Raw genomic sequence first — 18,200 nt, 5'->3', positions numbered from 1 at the left:
TCGCCCCCGCTCACGAGGTCACCTCCGCGATGGCCGAGTGCAGCTCGGCCGGCACGTCCACGGTCAGGTGCCGGCCGTCGGCCACCACCGTCCGGCCGTCGACCACCACGTGCGTCACGTCGGCGGCGGTCGCCGCGAAGAACGCCCCGACCGGCGGCACACCGGCGGTCCGGGCGCTGTCCAGCCGTACCGTCACCAGGTCGGCCCGGTCGCCGACCGACAGCCGGCCGGCGTCGCCCCAGCCCAGCGCGGCGTGCCCGGCCACGGTGGCCGCGCCGACCAGCTCGGCGGCGGCGAAGTGCCCGCGTTTCCGGGTACGCAGCCGCTCGTCCAGCTCCACCGCGCGGGCCTCCTCGAAGAGGTCCACCACGGCGTGACTGTCGCTGCCCAGGCTCAGCGGGCTGCCCGCCTCAGCCATCCGCCGGGCCGGCCCGATCCCGTCGGCCAGGTCCCGCTCGGTGGTGGGGCAGAGGCACACCCCGGTCCGGCTCTCCCCGAGCAGTGCGACGTCGGCGCTGGTCGGGTGGGTCGCGTGCACCGCCGTGGTGTGCCGGCCGAGCACCCCGTGGTCGGCCAGCAGCCGGGTCGGGGTGCAGCCGTGCACGGCCCGGCAGGCGTCGTTCTCGGCCGGCTGCTCGGAGAGGTGCACGTGCAGCGGCACGCCGTTGCGGTCGGCCCAGCCGGCCACGGTGGCGAGCTGCTCGGCGGGGACCGCGCGCACCGAGTGGATGGCCGCCCCCAGCCGGACGTGGTCGTCCTCCGGGCGGAACGCGTCCACCCGCTCCGCCCAGCGCAGCGCGTCCCCGTCGCCGTACCGGCGCTGCGCCCCGACCAGCTCCGCGCCGTCCACGCTCGCGGTCAGGTACGCGGTGTCCAGCAGGGTCAGCCGGATCCCGGCGTGCGCGGCGGCCTCGACGAGCGCGGCCGACATGGCGTTCGGATCGCCGTACGGCTTCCCCTCCGGGCCGTGGTGCAGGTAGTGGAACTCGCCGACGCAGGTGATCCCCGCGAGGGCCATCTCCGCGTACGCGGCCCGGGCCAGGGCCAGGTAGGAATCGGGATCGAGGCGGGCCGCGACGTCGTACATGACGTCCCGCCAGCTCCAGAAGTCGCCCCGCCCGCCGTGGGTACGCCCGCGCAGCGCCCGGTGGAAGGCGTGCGAGTGGGCGTTGGCCAGGCCGGGCAGGGTCAGCCCGGGCAGGCGTATGGCGTCGCCGAGCACCTCGACCCCGGCGGCGGGCGCACCGCCGCCCACCAGCGGGGTGACCGCGGTGATCCGCCCGGCCTCGGCCTCGATCAGCACGTCCGGGGTGGGCTCGGCGTGGTCGGGCAGCCAGGCGTACTCGGCCAGCCAGCGGGTCAGCGGCATGCCAGCTCCTCCAGCACCCGGGCCAGGGCGGTCACCCCGGCCGCGCAGTCGGCGTCGGTGGCGGACTCGGCGGGGGAGTGCGACACCCCGGTCGGGTTCCGCACGAAGAGCATCGCGGTCGGCAGGTGAGCGGCCAGCACCCCGGCGTCGTGCCCGGCCCCGGTGGGCAGCACCGGGGCGTCGAGCAGCGCGGCGAGCCGGTCGGCCAGCCCGCCGTCGAAGGACACCAGCGGGGTGGCCGACTCCTGGGTGCAGGTCAGCTCGGTGCCGTCCCGCTTCGCCCGCTCGGCGGCCTTGGCCCGGACCGCCTCGACCAGGCCGTCCAGCGTCGCCGGCTCGGCCGCCCGCGCGTCCAGCCAGCCGGTCACCTTCGACGGGATGGCGTTCGTGGCGTTCGGCTCGACAGCCACCCGGCCCACCGTGGCGTGCGCGTCGCGCAGCCGGGCCTCCTTGTTTGCCGCGAGCACCGTGAACGCGTAGGTGAGCATCGGGTCCCGGCGGTCGGCCATCCGGGTCGTACCCGCGTGGTTGCCCTCGCCGTGGAAGTCGAAGCGCCAGCGGCCGTGCGGCCAGATGGCGCTGGCCACCGCGACCGGCGCGCCGAGATCGACCAGCGCGCGGCCCTGCTCGACGTGCAGCTCCACGAAGGCCGCGAAGCGGCCGAGCAGGCCGGGGTCGGCACCCGCCGGCCGGTCGCCCAGCGCCTCGGCGAAGCTCACCCCCGCCGCGTCGCGCAGCCCGGCCGCGCGCTCCACCGCGATCTCCCCGGTGAGCAGCCGCGACCCCAGGCAGGGTACGCCGAACCGGCCGCCCTCCTCCTCGACGAACGCGGCCACCGCCACGGGCCGGACCGGGGCGACCCCGGCGGCCCGCAGCTCGTCCACGGCCAGGAACGCGCTCACGATGCCGAGCGGCCCGTCGTAGGCCCCGCCGTGCGGCACCGAGTCGAAGTGGCTGCCGGTGAGCACCGCATCACCGGCCGCCGGATCACCCCACCAGGCGAAGAGGTTGCCGTTGCCGTCCTCGGTGACCGGCATGCCGCGCTGCGCGGCCTGCTCCCGGAACCACGCCCGCAGCGTGAGCTCCGGCTCGGTGAGCGCGTAGCGCAGGTAGCCGCCGCTGCCCGCGTCGCGCCCGACGGGGGCGAGGTCGTCCCACAGTTTGCGGAACCGGACGGCGAGATCGCTCACGCTGCACTCCGGTTGTTCGCGACTGCGGGGCTGCGCTGCGCTGCACTCCGCGCGCTCACGCGGCACCCTCGGTCATGGGCACCCGGACGCCGGTGCGCGCGGCGACCTCGCGGGCGTCGTCGTAGCCGGCGTCGACGTGCCGGATGACGCCCATGGCCGGGTCGTTGGTGAGCACCCGCTCGATCTTCTGCCCGGCGAGCGCGCTGCCGTCGGCCACGCACACCTGCCCGGCGTGGATGGACCGGCCGATGCCCACGCCGCCGCCGTGGTGGATCGACACCCAGGACGCCCCGCTGGCCGTGTTGACCAGTGCGTTGAGCAGCGGCCAGTCGGCGATCGCGTCGGAGCCGTCGGCCATCGCCTCGGTCTCCCGGTAGGGGCTGGCCACGCTGCCGCAGTCCAGGTGGTCCCGGCCGATCACCACGGGCGCGCTCAGCTCACCCGAGGCGACCATCTCGTTGAACCGCACCCCCGCCTTGTCCCGCTCCCCGTAGCCCAGCCAGCAGATCCGCGCCGGCAGGCCCTGGAAGGCGACCCGCTCGCCGGCCATCCGGATCCAGCGGGCCAGGGACTCGTTCTCCGGGAACAGGTCGAGGATGGCCCGGTCGGTGGCCGCGATGTCCTTCGGGTCACCGGAGAGCGCCGCCCAGCGGAACGGGCCCTTGCCCTCGCAGAACAGCGGCCGGATGTACGCCGGTACGAAGCCGGGGAAGTCGAAGGCCCGCTCGTAGCCGCCGAGCTTCGCCTCGCCGCGGATCGAGTTGCCGTAGTCGAAGACCTCGGCGCCGGCGTCGAGGAAACCGACCATCGCCTCGACGTGCTTCGCCATCGAGGCCCGCGCCCGGTCGGTGAACTCGGCCGGCTTCGTCGCCGCGTAGTCCCGGGCGTCGGCCAGCTCCACCCCCTCCGGCAGGTACGACAGCGGGTCGTGCGCGCTGGTCTGGTCCGTGACGATGTCGATGGCGACACCCCGGCGCAGCAGCTCCGGGAAGACCGTGGCGGCGTTGCCGACCACCCCGACGCTGAGCGCCCGGCGGTCCCGCTTGGCGGCCAGCGCCCGCTCGACCGCGTCGTCCAGCGAGTCGGCGATCTCGTCCAGGTAGCGGTCGTGCGCCCGGCGCTCCAGCCGGCTGCGGTCCACGTCGACGATCAGGCAGGCGCCGCCGTTCATGGTGACCGCCAGGGGCTGCGCGCCGCCCATCCCGCCGCAGCCGGCGGTCAGCGTCAGCGTCCCGGCCAGCGAGCCGCCGAACCGCTTCTCGGCCACCGCCGCGAACGTCTCGTACGTGCCCTGGAGGATGCCCTGGGTGCCGATGTAGATCCAGGAGCCGGCCGTCATCTGCCCGTACATGGTCAGGCCGAGCGCTTCGAGGCGGCGGAACTCCGGCCAGGTGGCCCAGTCACCGACCAGGTTGGAGTTGGCCAGCAGCACCCGGGGTGCCCACTCGTGAGTGCGCATGACGCCGACCGGGCGGCCGGACTGCACCAGCATGGTCTCGTCCTCGCGCAGGTCCGTCAGCGTCCGGACCAGCGCGTGATACGACGGCCAGTCCCGGGCCGCCTTGCCGGTGCCGCCGTAGACCACCAGGTCCTCGGGGCGCTCGGCCACCTCCGGGTCGAGGTTGTTCATCAGCATCCGCAGCGCGGCCTCCTGCGGCCACCCCTTGGCGGTGCGTGCGGTGCCGCGGGCGGCGCGGACGGGCTGGTGCATCTCGTACTCCTCTCAGCCGAGGAACAACTGGCGACGGGTGGCGGACGACTCGAACGCCTCGAGCCGGGCCTGGGTTTCGGCGGGGGTGGCGTCACAGATCGCCTGGAGCACCACCATGGCCAGGGTCATCGGTGCGGTGTGCAGGTCGAAGACCAGATCGGTGCCGACGGCGGCGGGGAGCACCACCTCGGCGTGGTCGATGGCCGGGCTCACCGGGGAGTCGGTGATGGCCACGACGGTCAGCCCGGCCTCCCGGGCCTCACGCAGCGCGTCCAGGGTCTCCCGGGGGTAGCGGGGCAGCACGAAGGCGAGCAGCGCGCCCGCCCCGGCCGCAGCGGCCTGTTCGAGCCGGTCGGCCAGGAGGCTGCCGCCGTCGTCGAGGACCCGCACGTCCGGGTGCACCTTCGCGGCGAAGTACGCGAAGTACGCCGCGAGGGGCGCGGCGGCGCGCAGCCCGAGCACCGGCAGCGGCCGGCTGGCCGCGAGCAGCTTGCCCACCTCAGCGATCCGGCCGGCGTCGGCGAGCTGCCCGGCGAGCCGGTCGAGGTTGCCCATCTCGGCATGGACCGCCCGCTGGAGTGCGTTGCCGGCGTCGGCCGGTTCGGCGGCGCCGGTGGCGGTCAGCTCGCGCAGCCGGCGGCGCAGCGCCGGGTAGCCGTCGTGCCCGAGCGCCATGGCGAACCGGGTCACCGACGGCTGGCTGACCCCGGCCAGCTCGGCCACCTCCGCCGCGGACAGGTACGCCGCCGCGCCCGCCTGCTGGACCAGGCAGTGCGCGATGCGGCGCTGGGTCGGGGTGAGCCGGACGCCGTGGAAGAGGTCGAGCAGGCGGTCGGTGGGTGCCGCACCGCTTTCATTCACGGCCCGACTCTATGCATGAAAACTTTCAGAGCGCAAGCGTCCCGCGGCGCGGACCCGTTCTCCGGACCCGCCGGTGCGGGCCGCCCGGGCAGTGGTCACGCGGCGACCGGAGGACGAACGGGCGGGCATCGTCTCTGTACTATCCGCACGGCGGATAAGCAGAGGAGATGTGGCATGCAGCCGGTTGGTCCGTACAGGTTCACCGAGGTGATGGGCGTTTGCCAGGTCGGCAAAGCCTGGTGGGCCGTCGACGGGCAGGATCGGCTGGTGACCATCGCGGTGCTCGACCCCGCGGCTGCCCAGGATCCGGCCTGGCGTCAGGCGTTCTCCGGCATGGCGGAGACGCTGGCCGCTCCCGGTGGCAGCGGCCGGCCCTACCTGTCCGCCGACTTCACGGCCAAGGCGCCCTGGGTGGCGTACATCGCCGACGGTGGACCGGGCGCCGAACACCTCTTCTTCGCGCTCGGCCAGGAGATTCGCAGCGAGCAGGCCGCTGAGGACAGCACGGTGGCGATGCTCCAGGTGCCGACCGAGCAGCAGTCGCAGCCCGCCCCGTGGGCGTTGCAGGGCGACCCGCGGCAGGCGCAGACGGTCTCGCCCGCGCCGCAGCAGGCCCCTCCTCCCGCGCACCAGACGCCGCCTCCCGCCCAGCAGACGCCTCCTCCCGCCCAGCAGACACCTCCTCCCGCGCACCAGACGCCGCCGTTCGCACCGCACGTGCCGGCCCAGTCGCAGCAGCACGCCATGCCCGTGCCGCCGGTCTCCGCGCCACCGCAGCAGGTCTCCGCCCCGCCGCAGCAGGTGTCGGCCCCGCCCCAGCAGGTGTCGGCGCCCCCGGTATCCGCGCCGCCCCAGCCGACGTACCCGCACACCGCGCAGCCTGTCAGTGCCCCGCCCGGCGACCCGTTCAGCTCATCGGTCCGGCGGATCCAGCCCTCGCCGCCGCGCCCGCCCCGGCAGACCGGGCTCTGGGCCGCGCTCGCGGCGCTCCTGCTGGTCGCCGTGGTGGCCGGCGGGGTGGGCGCCTGGGGGCTCTCCGGCGACGACGCCGACCGGCCCGCGACGACGCCCACCGCCGCGTCCAGCGCCTTCCCCAGTGCCGCTCCGGTGAACCCGGGACTGAAGCCGTGGGCGCAGGCGGCGCTGCGCAGCCCGGAGGAACGCGCCCTGGCGACGGTCGGGCCGTCCATGGTGTTCGTCGAGATCACCTTCACCGGGTACGTCCGCAACAAGCAGGACAACGCCCTGCTGCGCAAGACCCCGATCACCTTCGCCCGCCGGTGCAGCGGATTCGTGGTCAACTCGGACGGACACGTTCTGACTAACACCCAGTGCGTCCGTCCCACCCAGGACATCCTGCTCGGCAACGCGCTGGGCGCCCTGGCCAACGCGATGGTCGCCGAACGCACCCTCCCTGCCAAGGACGTCGCCTCCTTCACCCGCTCCCGGATGAAGACGGCCGCCTTCACCGGCACCGGGCCCGGCACGGAGCCCGACGCCAAGCTCTACGGCCAGCTGAACGTGGCCAAGGGTGACGTCACGGACAGCCCGGCGATCCCGGGGGCGGTCGTCCAGTCGCTCGCCCTCGACGCGGGGAACCTCGCCCTCGTCAAGCTCGACCAGGGCAACCTGCCCGCCGCGGAGCTCAACCCCTCCGCCACCATCGCGGCGGACACCTCGCTGCTCATCCTCGGCTACAACACCACCGACACCAGCTACCGGTCCGCCACCTACACGGTGACGTCCAAGGCGGCGACGGTGACCGGTGTGGACGCCCAGTCGCCCGTGCAGGCCTTCCGGATCAACGACGACCTCGGGCTCTACTCGCGGGGTGGGATCGCCATCGACCCGAGCGGCCGGGTGGTGGGCGTGCTGGACAACGACATCCTCCGGCCGGACAAGGCGAACCGGCTCGTCGTGCCGGTGTCCACCATGGCCGGACTGCTCTCCACCGCCGGAGTGCAGAACACGCTCGGCGACGCCGACAAGGTGTATCGGAGCGGCCTCGACGCCTACTTCGCCGGCCAGAACTCCACCGCCGCCGATCGCTTCGGGGAGGCGGCCGAGGCGTCGCCGACGAACCTGCTGGCCCAGGTCTACCGCCAGGCTGCCATCGACAGCGGCGGCGGCGCGAGCTCCGCCGGCACGCCCGGCTGGGCGGTTCCGGTGCTCGTCGCGGCGGCGGTGGCGCTCGTCGCCGGGCTCGTGGTCCTCGTCATGATCCTGCTCCGGCGGCGCACCACCACGGCGTGACGCGCCGCGCGTGACGCCGCCGGTCAGCGACGCCCGGCGCCGTCCGTGCCGAGCAGGAACGGGCTGGCCGGCGTGCGGAGCGCCACCAGAGCGAAAGCCCAGGGCAGCACCAGGGCGGCGGCCAGGTGCGGCCAGCCGCCGCTCGGCGGGGTGTGCAGCACCCAGAGCACTGCGGCGTGACTCAGCACCACCGCGATGCCGCAGGCGGAGAGCCGGTTGATGGTGCGGGCCGCGCCGGGCGTCGTCCGTCGGTCCAGCTCCTCGGCGAGGGTCACCAGGCCGGCGCTGATCAGGACCGCGGTGACCACGCCGAGGACCGGGGTGCCGAAGTCGCCGGCCTTCAGGTCCAGCGGGGCGCTCAGGCCGGTGACCACCAGGCCGGCGCCCACGGCGAGCAGGATCGCCGCGACCGGCGCGGAAAGGTGCGGGCGCAGCTGCCGCAGCAGCCGCCCGGCGAGCACGAAGACCAGGCAGGCCGGCACCAGGAAGGCCCCCAGCGGTCCGGCGGTGACCACCTCCGGCGCCAGGTACGCGACCGCGAGCCCGGTCAGGGCGAGGGCCCAGGCCGCCACCGGGAACCGCTCCACGGCGCGGTACGCGAGCGCGAGCAGGAAGAGGACCGAGACGAACCAGAAGGCCGAGAACGGCCGGACCGCGGCACTGCCGCCGTAGAGCGCGTTGCCGAACGCCCCCTCGGCGACCTCGCCGGTGGCCGCGTCGGCGGCCAGGAGCGCGGCGAACAGCAGGACGAACCAGACGACGTACGGCAGGCCGAGCGACCGCCACCGCTTGCGCAACTCGCCCGTCAGGGGCCGGCCGGGCGTCCAGAAGTATCCGGTGAGTACAAAGAACAGCGGCACGTGCCACGGGTAGACGGCGGCCCGGGTGACCGGATCGGTCCACACGTGACCGACGACCACCGCGGCGATGCCGACGATCCGGAGAAGGTCCACGCCGGCGGAGCGGACGCCCACCGGTGCCGTGGTGCTCGTTGCGGCCATGGCGCGCATCATGGCAGACGCCCACGGCCGCGCACGTCCCCACCCGGTCCGGATGGCAGTCGTACCCCTCACGGGCCGCCCATCGCATAACCTTGCCCGCGACGCTGGCTGAACGGTCTGGAGGTTCGACGGGTGCTCTCAGCTCCCTCCGTGGCGCAGCGCCTGCGGTCCGTGCCGCGTACGGCGTGGATCGCCGTGGGAGTGACCGTGCTGCTGCTCGCGTCGATCGCCGTGGCCGCCTGGCCGTCGGACCGGTCCGGAGCGCCGGCGGGGGCCTGGTCCGCGCCGGGGGCGTCCCGGCCGCAGACGCCCGCCGTGCCGGTGGACGGCACGAACTGCGCGGCGAACGTCGCCGGCATGGCGGGTTTCACCCCGGTCGCCGCGCTGGACCTGCCGGCGCGGGCGAACGGGCGTGCGCCGACGTACACCTTCGACCGCACGGCGGCGGTGGCGTCCGGCTTCGACCGCGTCGGCTACTGCCTGGAACTGAACGGCCCGGCCGGACCGCAGTGGGTGTGGACCGCCATGGAGCCGTTCACCACCGACGCCCGGCGGCTCGCCCCGCCCGCCCGGGGAGGGCAGATCGTCCAGCAACGGGTCAACGACGTGGAGGTGGCCACCAACGTCGCGGGGGTGACCACCGGCACCGGCCTGCCCGGGTATCTGGAGATGTGGCCCAACAGCTATGGTCCGAGGGGCACCGGCCAGATCGCCGGAGCCGCGGCGGATCGCTACGACGCGGACGACGACGTGCAGCCCGCACTCACGTACGGCTCGTTCCAGGTGCACCTGGTGGCCGGGACCCGGCCCGCGACCACGCCGCCGCAGACCGTGCTGGCGGTCAACGGCTTCACGTCGCCGTCCGGCCCGCTCGCGCTGGGCATCGGCCCGGCGCCGACCGGCAACCCGGACTGGACCTTCGCCGGCAACGCCGGTGGCTTCACCCAGCGCCGGCTGACCGTCTACGCCCGCTCGTCGGTCCTCACCGTCACCCGGCACCCGGCCGACCGCCAACTGTTCCCGCGGGACGCCGGAAACGGCGCCGTGGTCGAGGTGGCCGGGAAGTTCACCGATCCCCGGGTGACCGCCGTGCAGCTCAAGGTGACCAGCGGCGCGGACGGCTGGGACTACGGTGCCATGGCCACCCACGGCGGCACGTTCTCGCTCCGGCACCGGATCACCGCCGCACTGCGGGAGTACCGCTTCGAACTCCGGGTGCTGGGCGACGGGGTCGCCCGCCGGGTCGGCCTATGGGAGGGCGTCGTCGCCGGCGACGTCTATGTCATCGAGGGTCAGTCCAACGCGGTCGCGGGGATGCAGCGTGGCTCCGCCGCGGCCGAGGAGTCGCCGTACCTTCGCAGCTACGGCTCGCCGGTGGCCGACGGCACTCGATCCGGGGCAGCCCGCGGCTGGAACTACGCCGTCGGCGACCTGACCCAGCAGCCGGGCTCCGTCGGCCAGTGGGGCATCCGGATGGCGCACCGGATCTCGGACACCTACCAGGTGCCGGTCGCCGTCATCAACGGCGGCGAGAACGGCCGGCCCATCGGCTACTTCCAGCGGGTCGACACCCGGCCGAACGATCTGCGCACCAACTACGGCCGGCTCCGGCAGCGGCTGGCGGCCGCCGGTGTGCTCCGGAACGTACGCGGTGTCTTCTGGTACCAGGGCGAGGCCGACAACGACAACGCCGCCGCCCACGTGGCCGGCTTCACCGCGCTGTTGCAGGACTGGCGGGCGGAACTCGGGGGCCCGGACACCCGCTACTACGTCTTCCAGGTGCGTACGTCGCCGTGCGGCGACGGCCGCTCGGCAAGGCTGCGCGAGGCGCAGCGCCGGATGGGCGACAGCCTCGGGGTCACCGTTCTGTCGACCAACGGGCTGTCCGGCCAGGACGGTTGTCACTTCGGTTGGGAGCAGGGCTACCGCGAACTGGGCGACCACGCCTTCGCCGTGGTCGCCCGGGACCTGTACCGGGGACCGGGCGACGGGATCGCGCCACCGAACCCGCGCTCCGCCTCCTTCGCCGACGCGGGGAGAAGCGCGGTGGTGGTCCGGCTCCGCGCCGACGATCCGCTGACCGTGCAGCCCGGGGTGGCCGCCGACTTCCGCATCGAGGGCAGCGCGGTGAGCGTCACCGACGTGGCGTACCGGCCGGCCGGAGAGTTGGTGCTGACCCTGTCCGCACCGGCGGTCGGGGCGACCGGGGTGAGCTACCTCGGCCACCCGGGCGCGGGGCCGTGGATCGTGAACGCCGCGGGCGTCGGCCTGCTGACCTTCCAGGGACTGCCCATCGCCGCGTCCAGCTGACCGCGTGGTCAGCCGGCGCTGCCGGCCGTCGTCCTCCGCCTGGCGGCGAGCGCACGCAGCCCGGCGAGGCCACCCGGCCGGTCCACGGCGTCCACCGGCCCCGGAGCGGCGAGAGCGTCGCGGGGGCTCCCCGCGGCGCGGATCAGCATGAGCAGCAGGAAGATCCAGGACAGCCCGTCCACCGACAGCGGGTTCCAGACCACCTCGGTGAGCGAGTAGACGAGGAACAGGACGACGGGCGCCTTCGCGGTGAACGCCCGCCCGTCACGGACCCGGCCGTGCAGCAGCGCGGTCGCCCAGAGACCCCAGATCACCAGCGCGATGAAACCGCCGGCGAAGATGGCCAGCACATAGCCCGAGTGGAAGAAGTGGGTCGGCGCCTCGCCGATGTCGCGCAGGTGGTACCACTTGGAGACGCCCACGCCGGTCACCTTCCGGTCCGCCATGTAGTCGCGGGCGTGGACCCAGATGTTGCCCCGGTTGCTGAGCGTCGAACGGTCGGCGCTGTACATCAGGTAGGTGGCCGCGGCCCCGAGGACCACCACCAGTCCGGCGGAGAGCACGAGGGGGATCCGCTCGAACCGGCGCCACCGTTCGACCAGGTAGCTGCCGGCCAGCCACGCGCCGCCGACGGCGAGCGCGAGGTAGCTGGTGCGCGAGCCGGTGGCCACGATGACCAGCAGGCAGAGGGCCGCCGTCGCGAACAGTTCCCGCCGCCGCATCGCGCAGAGCGCGGCGACCAGTGTGAACGTCGCGACCATGGCGACGTAGTTCTCCGACTCGAAGAAGCTCTTGAACAGCGCCCCGGCCACCGAGCACTTCTCCAACTGCCCGCCCGTGCAGGTGCGCCAGGCGCCCGTGCCGGAGAAGAGCGTCGGGATCGTCAGCAGGGCCAGCACGGCGAGTCCGGTGTACGCCAGGGCGCGGGTGGTCACCGCCGTCCGCGCGGCGACCAGCAGGCCGGCGAGCAGGAAGAACCCGGCCGCCGCGTACGAGACCAGCCGGGAGCCGTACAGGCCGGTGCCGACGATCGCGTCCACGGCGAGGCACCACAGCAGCAGCGCGCCCACCGTCCACCAGGCGAGCCGCAGCCAGCCGTCGGACGGCCCGCGCAGGCCCCGCCCGCCGGTGCCCACCACCCAGGCGAGCAGGCCCAGCACCAGCAGCCCGATCAGCGCGGAGCTGTGCTCGCCGGCCAGCACGGGCGCGGCGTTGGCCAGCACCACGAAGCCCACCAGCACGAGGGCGGTGCGGCTGTCGCCGAAGGCGGCGGCGATCTTCCGGCGCGCGGCCACCAACCAGGCGGCCGTCGCGACGCCGCCCACCGTGAGGAGCGAAGCGAAGAGGACGGTCAACTCAGGCCCTTTCCATGGTGCTGGTCGGTTCCCGTCGGGGCGAGCGGTCGCGTCGCACGGCGGCCACGACGCACCCCCACAGCAGCACGCCGAGGAGCGCGTCGCAGACGAGGCTGGAGGCCACCGCGCCCTGCCAGCCGTACGCCGGGATCAGCCAGACGTTGAGCCCGGCGTTGACCACGCCGACCGCGATCTGGCAGACGGTACGCCGACCCTGCATCCGGCTGCCGGAGAGGGTGTCTGCCGCGAGGTAGTGCACCGACTTCAGCACGAGCAGCGCGGCCAGCCCCTGGAGCGCAGTCGTGGCCGCCGCGTAGCCGGCGCCGAAGACGGTCGGCATCAAGCCGGCGCAGGCCACCAGCAGCAGGGCCGCCGGCACACTGAACGCCAGGTACCGGGGCAGCAGCCGGCGGGTCAGCCGCAGGGCAGAGCGCGGGCCGTCCCGCCCGGCCTCAAAGAAGCGCGGGTAGGCGACCGCCGCCATGGCCCGCCCCGGGGTGTACGCGAAGTCCACCACCCGGTAGGCGGCGGCGTAGATGGCCGCCCCCTCCGGGCTGCCGAGCTTCGACAGCATCACCTTGTCGAGGTCGTTGTAGACGCTCTGCGCCGAGAGGCCGACCGCGAAGAGCAGCCCGGCCCGCACCTGCCCGAAGGCGCCGGTGGCCGGCGGCAGGCCCGACCCGCGCAAGCCATACGCCAGCACCAGCAGGCAGATCACCGTGGACAGCAGTGCCGAGGTGACCGCCCAGCCATGCAGGGTCACCGGACCCGGTGTGAGGACACCGAGCACCACCGCGGCGGCCAGCCGGCACACGTGCAGCACGGCGGGGATCACCGAGGCCACGAAGACCTTCCCGCGTGCCTGGACGGAGGCGGCCACGGCCTCGATGAGCCGCCAGGCGACGAGGTCGGCGACGGCAAGTGCGGCGACGTCGACCGGGTCGACCTGGGCGGACCAGACGGCGGCACCCGCGGCGGTCACCAGAATCGACGCGCCGACGCCGAAGGTGACGGTCAGCACCAGGCCGCGGGCGAGATGCCGGGCCCAGTCCGCCGGCGCGTCGGCGTGGCTCTGGAAGATCAGGCTCGGTACGCCGGCGGACGCGAACGGCGACACCACCGCGATGAGTGCGGTGACGCCGACGAAGAGCCCGTACTGACCGATCGGCATCTCGCGGGCCAGCAGGACGAAGAGCGCGCCCTGGGCGAGGGTGCGCAGCAGGGTTCCGGTGAGGAACTTCGCCGCCTTGCCCAGGAAGCCGTCGCTCGGCCCGGCGGCATCCCGCGCCGGTCCCTCCCGGCCGGTCCGATCGGTGCTGGTGTCGGCGACGGTCATCGGGTCGCCGCCTCCACCCACCGGCGGCTGACCTCGGCGGGGTCCAGGATCGCCGACCGCGCCCGCCAGGCCTTCTCGAAGTCCGCGTGGCTCGGGCGGTGGTCGCCAGCCACCGCCAGGACCGCGTCGGCGAGTGCCCGGGGCGTCGACCGGGCGGCCAGCACGCCGGGTACGAGGGTCGGGACCAGCTCGTCCAGCGCGGGCACGGGCAGGGCGGCGACCGGGAGACCCGCCTCGGCCGCCTCGATCAGACTCAGCCCGAAGGTCTCGGCCCGGGACGGGTGTACCAGGACCTCCGCCTCCGCGAGCAGGTGCCGGACGTCCGCGATCCGGCCCAGGAATTCCACCCGGTCCGCCACCCCGAGTTGCCGGGCCCGGCTCGCCAACAGGTCGCGTTCCTCGCCGTCCCCGGCGAGGGTCAGCCGGTACCGCTCGGGCAGCAGGGCGAGTGCGGCCAGGGCGTCCCCGTGGTTCTTGAGCGGCCGCAGCGCGCCGGTGGTCACGAGCCGGACGTCACCGGGGCCGACCGGGCGCGGCGGGACGAACCCGCCGACCGGCAGCGGGTTCGGGATGGTGGTCACCGGCTGGCCGGGTGCGAGGTCGCGGACCGTCCGGGCGACCCCCTCGGACACCGCGACCACGAGGCGCGGCCGCAGTGCCGCGGTCCGGGCGACCCGGGCCAGCGCCCGTACCCGCCGATCGGCGGCGAGCCGCGCGGGCAGCACGGAGTGCTCCCAGGCGACGAAGCCGCGGCCGGAGCCGGCCAGCGCCGCGCCGACCGGCACCGTGGCCCACAGGCCACTGGACACGATCACGGTCTCGGCGGGCAGGGCCCGCAGCCGACGGCGCAGGGGCGGAACGGCCTCCACGAGACGGGTGATCCGGCTGCTCACCCCCAGCCGGTCGACGTCCAGGTCGCCGATGCCGGGTGGGACACCCCGGGACAGCACGGTCGCGGAGACCGGCACCCCGGCCGCCCGCAGGCTCCGCATGAGCAGAACGGCGGCGCGCTCCATGCCGTAGTAGGGCTCCAACTGGGGGAGCACGAAGTGCAGGCGCATCAGTGGGACCCGTCCGGCTGCCGAGGAACGGCGACGTCGGCGGCCGTGCGCGACCGCCTCATCGCCACGCGCTCGAGGGTGGCACGGGGCACCATACCGAGTGCGGCCAGCGCAGCGTTCGGCATGGACGGCGTGGAGTTCCGCCGGATCGCCCGCACCATCTCCCGGACCCCTTCCCAGTCGCGGGCCTGCAGGGCGTACCGGAGTGTCTGCGCGGCGATGAAGTCCGCGAAGGTCTCCCGCGCCCAGACGCCCTCCCAGCGGCGGGCCCACGCCCACGACGTACGCCAGTCCGCCCCGGCGGAGATCGACCCGGGGCTTCCCACGGTGTAGACGGCCGTGGCCTCCGGCACCTGGGTGATCCGCGCGCCGGGCAGGCGGGCGACCCGGACCAGCCAGTCCCAGTCCTGGTGCCGGGGCAGAGTCTCGTCCCAGCGGCAGGCGGCGGCCAGCTCGCCGGTGGTGAGCAGGGTCGAGGTGGGCAGCGACTGCCGGCCGATGCCGAGCCGGCGCCGACGGAAGAGATAGTCCTCGGGCAGCGCGCCGTCCGCGATCAGTGTCGCCGGCGCGGCAGTCGGTAGCGGCTCACCGCCGGCCTTGCGTTGCACGATCCGGGATGACACCACCGGCCGCCAGCCCTCCGCGGCCAGCCGCTCCAGCACCGGCACCTGGGCCGCGAGCTTGCCCGGCAGCCAGGCGTCGTCGTCATCGAGGAAAGCGACGTGACTGCCCGGCGCGGCGTGGGCGACGCCGAGGTTGCGCGCGTACGAGCCCCGGCGGCCCCCGCCCGTGCAGACTACCTCGTCCACCTCGCCGCGCAGCTCGCGCACGGTGGCGGGCACGTCCGCGAGGTCGCAGACCACCACGACGCGCACGGAGACGGCACGTTGGGCGCGGACGCTGCGCACCGCCTCGGCCACGCTGGGCCGGCCCGTCGTGGGGATGACGACCGAAACGTCCGGCAAGAAGATCTCCAAGTGATCAGGGACGGGACGTGCGTGGCAGGACGGGGCGCCCGGGGCGCCGGTCGGTCAGCGACCACCGGCGCGGAACACCTCGGCGACCGTGCGCAGCAGCACCTTGGCGTCCAGCCACAGCGACCAGTTCTCGATGTAGTAGTTGTCGAAGCGCGCTCGGTCGGAGATGGGCGTGTCCCCCCGAAGGCCGCTGACCTGCGCCAGCCCGGTCAGCCCCACCGGCACCCGGTGCCGCATGGCGTACGTCGGGTACTCGGCGGAGAACTTCTCCACGAAGTACGGGCGTTCCGGCCGGGGACCGACCACGCTCATGTCGCCGCGCAGGATGTTCCACAGCTGCGGCAGCTCGTCCAGCGACGTACGCCGCAGGAACCGGCCGATCGGGCCGACCCGGCGGTCGTGCGCGATGGACCAGTTCGTCTGCGACTCGTGCTCGTCCACCGGCCGCATGGAGCGGAACTTGATGATGTCGAACGGCACGCCGTGCCGGCCGATCCGCTCCTGCCGGAAGAAGATGCCCGGACCGCCGTCGATGAGCACGGCGATCGCGCACAGCAGCAGGACCGGGCTCAACACGAGCAGCGCCACCAGGGCGAACATCACGTCGGAGGCGCGCTTGAGCGCCCACCGGGGGCCGGAGAGCGTGGTGTCGCCGATCTTCACGATGGGAATCGCGCCGATGTGGTCGCCACCGTGCGACCGGGAACCCCACAGCCGCGGCACCGCCCACAGGTCACAGGCGGCGTTCGCCGGGCGGCGGAGCACCTCCATGAGCACCGACTCCTCGCAGTCCGGGTCGGCGATGATGAGCACGTCGCACTCGACGATCCGCACCAGCTGCTCCAGCTCGTCGAGGCGACCGATCAGCGGGTGCGCGGCCGGTCCGGTGCGGGACGAGGCGTCGACGCAACCGACGAAGCGCAGCCCGTACTGGGGATAGCGACGGAGCAGGCGGGCGAGTTCCACGGCGGTGGGGCCGCCGCCGATGATGATCGTGTTGTGCTCCACCCACCGGCGCTTGCGGGCGATGGTGGCGAACTCCCGGGTCACCACCCGGCCGACGATCACCAGCCCGGCGGCGACTCCCACCCCGCGGGTGAAGCCGAGGGCGTACTCGGCGGAGTCGTGCCGTACGGCGGCGATCATCGCGACGACAGCGGCCGAGGCCAGCAGACGCCCGCAGAGGCTGGGCAGCTCGTCGAGGATGCTCACGTGGCGCCGGGCGTGGTAGAGCCCGCCCGCGGCGAAGAAGGCGACCGTGAGGCCCGCCATCACCAGGGTGCCGCGCCAGTACTGATGGGTGACGAGCAGCGGACTGAGCAGCGCGGCCAGATCGACGGGCGCCGTCATCATCCACGCCCGTAGGCCCCTCGTGCGGCGGGAGGCACGCGATCCGGCGTAGGGCAGCACCGCCGTCACGTCCAGTCCGGGGCGCCCTGCCGCGCCGGACTGCTCGGGCGGCCGCGTCGTGGGGATCAGCGGCACACCGGAGCGGCTGTCGTCACCCGTCATCCCAGGTGTCCCTTGTGGACACTCGGCATGCTCCGCCGTCATGGCGGTCTGCTGGCCCGTCGCCGGTTGCCATGGCATTGTTGGTCCTTCCCCCGTGGCGCCCACGTCCCGAAGTGCCGACAGGACGGGGCGATCGCAGGATACGGTCGCGTCCCGTCCGTCGACAGGGCCACCCGGGCAGACCCGGGTCCTACTTTCCGGCGGCCGTGATCTCGGACACCGCGTCCCGGCGCACCGCGTCGTAGAACGTGCGGGCCTTGGCGTTGTCCGGGAACACCACGCTCTCCGTGCCGACCCGGCCGGTGCCCTTGGTGGGGCTGGTGTAGAAGGCCAGGTTCGAGCCGCGGAGGCTGCGCAGATCGGTCGCCATGTCCAGCAGGGACATTCCCCTGTCGACCGAGACCGACGAGGTGGAGGCCTTGACGAAGTCGTTCAGCTTGCCCGGGCTGGTGAGGATGCCGCCGGAGGCGGCCTTGTCGAGGATCGCCTTGATGACCTGCTGCTGGTGGCGGATCCGGGCGAAGTCGCCGTCCGGGAACTGCTTGCGCTGCCGGGAGTAGTCCAGGGCCGTCTCGCCGTCCATGTGCTGCACGCCCTTGGCGAACTTCCGGAACGGCGGGTGGATGGAGGTGAAGTCCCGGTCGGAGACGATGTCGATCCCGCCGAGCGCGTCGATGATCTCCTTGAATCCGGCGAAGTCCACGATGGCCACGTGGTCGATCCGCACCTTGGTGAACTGCTCCACGGTCTGCACCATCAGGGGCACCCCGCCCCAGGCGTACGCGGCGTTGATCTTCGCGTCGCGGTCACCGTGCTGCCCGTCCTTCGAGCGCGGCACGTGCACCCAGGTGTCCCGCGGAATGGAGATCAGTTGCGCGCTCTTCCGGCCCTTCGGCAGGTGGGCCACGATGATGGTGTCCGACCGCGAACCGCCGGTGGTCTCCGGGTCGCGCGAATCGCTGCCCAGGATCATGATGTTCATGGCGTCAGCCGCAGCGACCGGCGGCCGGGCCTCCTGCGGCACGCCCTCGAAGGCGTCGACCCGCTCGACGTCCGACTCCACCGACCGCAGATAGAGGGCCGCGGCTCCCACACCACCGCCGGCGAGCAGGGCCAGTACCAGCAGGGTGATCAGCAGGATCCGTCGGCCACGCCGCCGGCGCGGAGCGGGGGCGGAACCGGTCTCGGCACCACCCGGTTCCACTTCGGAGTTGCTGATTGACTCGTGCGGTCCGGCGACGGTCCGCTGGCGCTCTGACATGGG

13 protein-coding genes are annotated in these 18,200 nt (G+C 73.9%); 2 read left to right on the top strand and 11 right to left on the bottom strand.

Annotated features, from left to right (window positions below; all coding sequences use genetic code 11):
• Positions 1-10 precede the first annotated feature (10 nt).
• From ABZW14_RS15370 to ABZW14_RS15355, 4 genes are read right to left on the bottom strand one after another with little or no spacing between them, the layout of a single operon-like run.
• Positions 11-1,363 (bottom strand): formimidoylglutamate deiminase, encoded by a 1,353-nt coding sequence (locus ABZW14_RS15370; RefSeq protein ID WP_355346277.1) that lies wholly within the window; start codon positions 1,361-1,363, stop codon positions 11-13.
• On the bottom strand, positions 1,360-2,559 hold the full coding sequence (locus tag ABZW14_RS15365; protein ID WP_355345826.1) for an allantoate amidohydrolase: 1,200 nt from the start codon (positions 2,557-2,559) through the stop codon (positions 1,360-1,362). The genes ABZW14_RS15370 and ABZW14_RS15365 overlap by 4 nt, the downstream gene beginning before the upstream one ends.
• Before the next feature lie 55 nt (positions 2,560-2,614).
• Complete coding sequence (gene hutU, locus ABZW14_RS15360) at positions 2,615-4,270, bottom strand: urocanate hydratase (protein WP_355345823.1); 1,656 nt, start codon at positions 4,268-4,270, stop codon at positions 2,615-2,617.
• 12 nt (positions 4,271-4,282) lie between these two features.
• A complete protein-coding gene (locus ABZW14_RS15355; RefSeq protein ID WP_355345820.1) occupies positions 4,283-5,131 on the bottom strand; it encodes a MurR/RpiR family transcriptional regulator in 849 nt (282 codons plus the stop codon).
• Positions 5,132-5,305: 174 nt separating this feature from the next.
• On the opposite strand from ABZW14_RS15355, the gene ABZW14_RS15350 reads away from it, so the two are divergent.
• The gene (locus tag ABZW14_RS15350; RefSeq protein WP_355345817.1) at positions 5,306-7,384 is read left to right on the top strand and encodes a trypsin-like peptidase domain-containing protein; all 2,079 of its coding nucleotides are present in this window, start codon (positions 5,306-5,308) and stop codon (positions 7,382-7,384) included.
• A gap of 23 nt (positions 7,385-7,407) precedes the next feature.
• On the opposite strand, the gene ABZW14_RS15345 is transcribed toward ABZW14_RS15350, so the two are convergent.
• Entirely contained in the window at positions 7,408-8,385 is a 978-nt protein-coding gene (locus ABZW14_RS15345; protein ID WP_355345814.1) for an acyltransferase, read from the bottom strand.
• A 150-nt stretch (positions 8,386-8,535) separates the two neighbouring features.
• Between ABZW14_RS15345 and ABZW14_RS15340 the strand changes: the two genes are divergently transcribed.
• Positions 8,536-10,695 carry a sialate O-acetylesterase gene (locus ABZW14_RS15340; RefSeq protein WP_355345811.1) on the top strand — a complete coding sequence of 720 codons (2,160 nt, stop codon included), beginning with the start codon at positions 8,536-8,538 and terminating at the stop codon, positions 10,693-10,695.
• An 8-nt stretch (positions 10,696-10,703) separates the two neighbouring features.
• On the opposite strand, the gene ABZW14_RS15335 is transcribed toward ABZW14_RS15340, so the two are convergent.
• From ABZW14_RS15335 to ABZW14_RS15310, 6 genes are all read right to left on the bottom strand, one after another.
• Positions 10,704-12,050, bottom strand: coding sequence for an O-antigen ligase family protein (locus ABZW14_RS15335; protein WP_355345808.1), 1,347 nt, complete (start codon positions 12,048-12,050; stop codon positions 10,704-10,706).
• 1 nt (position 12,051) lies between these two features.
• The gene (locus tag ABZW14_RS15330) at positions 12,052-13,386 is read right to left on the bottom strand and encodes an oligosaccharide flippase family protein (RefSeq protein WP_355345805.1); all 1,335 of its coding nucleotides are present in this window, start codon (positions 13,384-13,386) and stop codon (positions 12,052-12,054) included.
• Positions 13,383-14,447 (bottom strand): glycosyltransferase, encoded by a 1,065-nt coding sequence (locus ABZW14_RS15325; RefSeq protein ID WP_355345802.1) that lies wholly within the window; start codon positions 14,445-14,447, stop codon positions 13,383-13,385. Before ABZW14_RS15325 ends, ABZW14_RS15330 begins: the two co-directional genes overlap by 4 nt.
• Complete coding sequence (locus ABZW14_RS15320; protein ID WP_355345799.1) at positions 14,447-15,412, bottom strand: glycosyltransferase; 966 nt, start codon at positions 15,410-15,412, stop codon at positions 14,447-14,449. Before ABZW14_RS15320 ends, ABZW14_RS15325 begins: the two co-directional genes overlap by 1 nt.
• 66 nt (positions 15,413-15,478) lie before the next feature.
• Positions 15,479-16,936, bottom strand: a complete 1,458-nt coding sequence (locus tag ABZW14_RS15315; RefSeq protein ID WP_355345796.1) for a sugar transferase — start codon at positions 16,934-16,936, stop codon at positions 15,479-15,481.
• Positions 16,937-17,126: 190 nt separating this feature from the next.
• Positions 17,127-18,197 carry an LCP family protein gene (locus ABZW14_RS15310; protein WP_355345793.1) on the bottom strand — a complete coding sequence of 357 codons (1,071 nt, stop codon included), beginning with the start codon at positions 18,195-18,197 and terminating at the stop codon, positions 17,127-17,129.
• Positions 18,198-18,200 lie beyond the last annotated feature (3 nt).

The sequence above is a fragment of the Micromonospora sp. NPDC004551 genome, assembly GCF_040609975.1.
Lineage (GTDB): Bacteria > Actinomycetota > Actinomycetes > Mycobacteriales > Micromonosporaceae > Micromonospora.
Note: the sequence above shows the minus strand (reverse complement) of the source record. Positions and strands in the feature narration are given on the sequence as shown.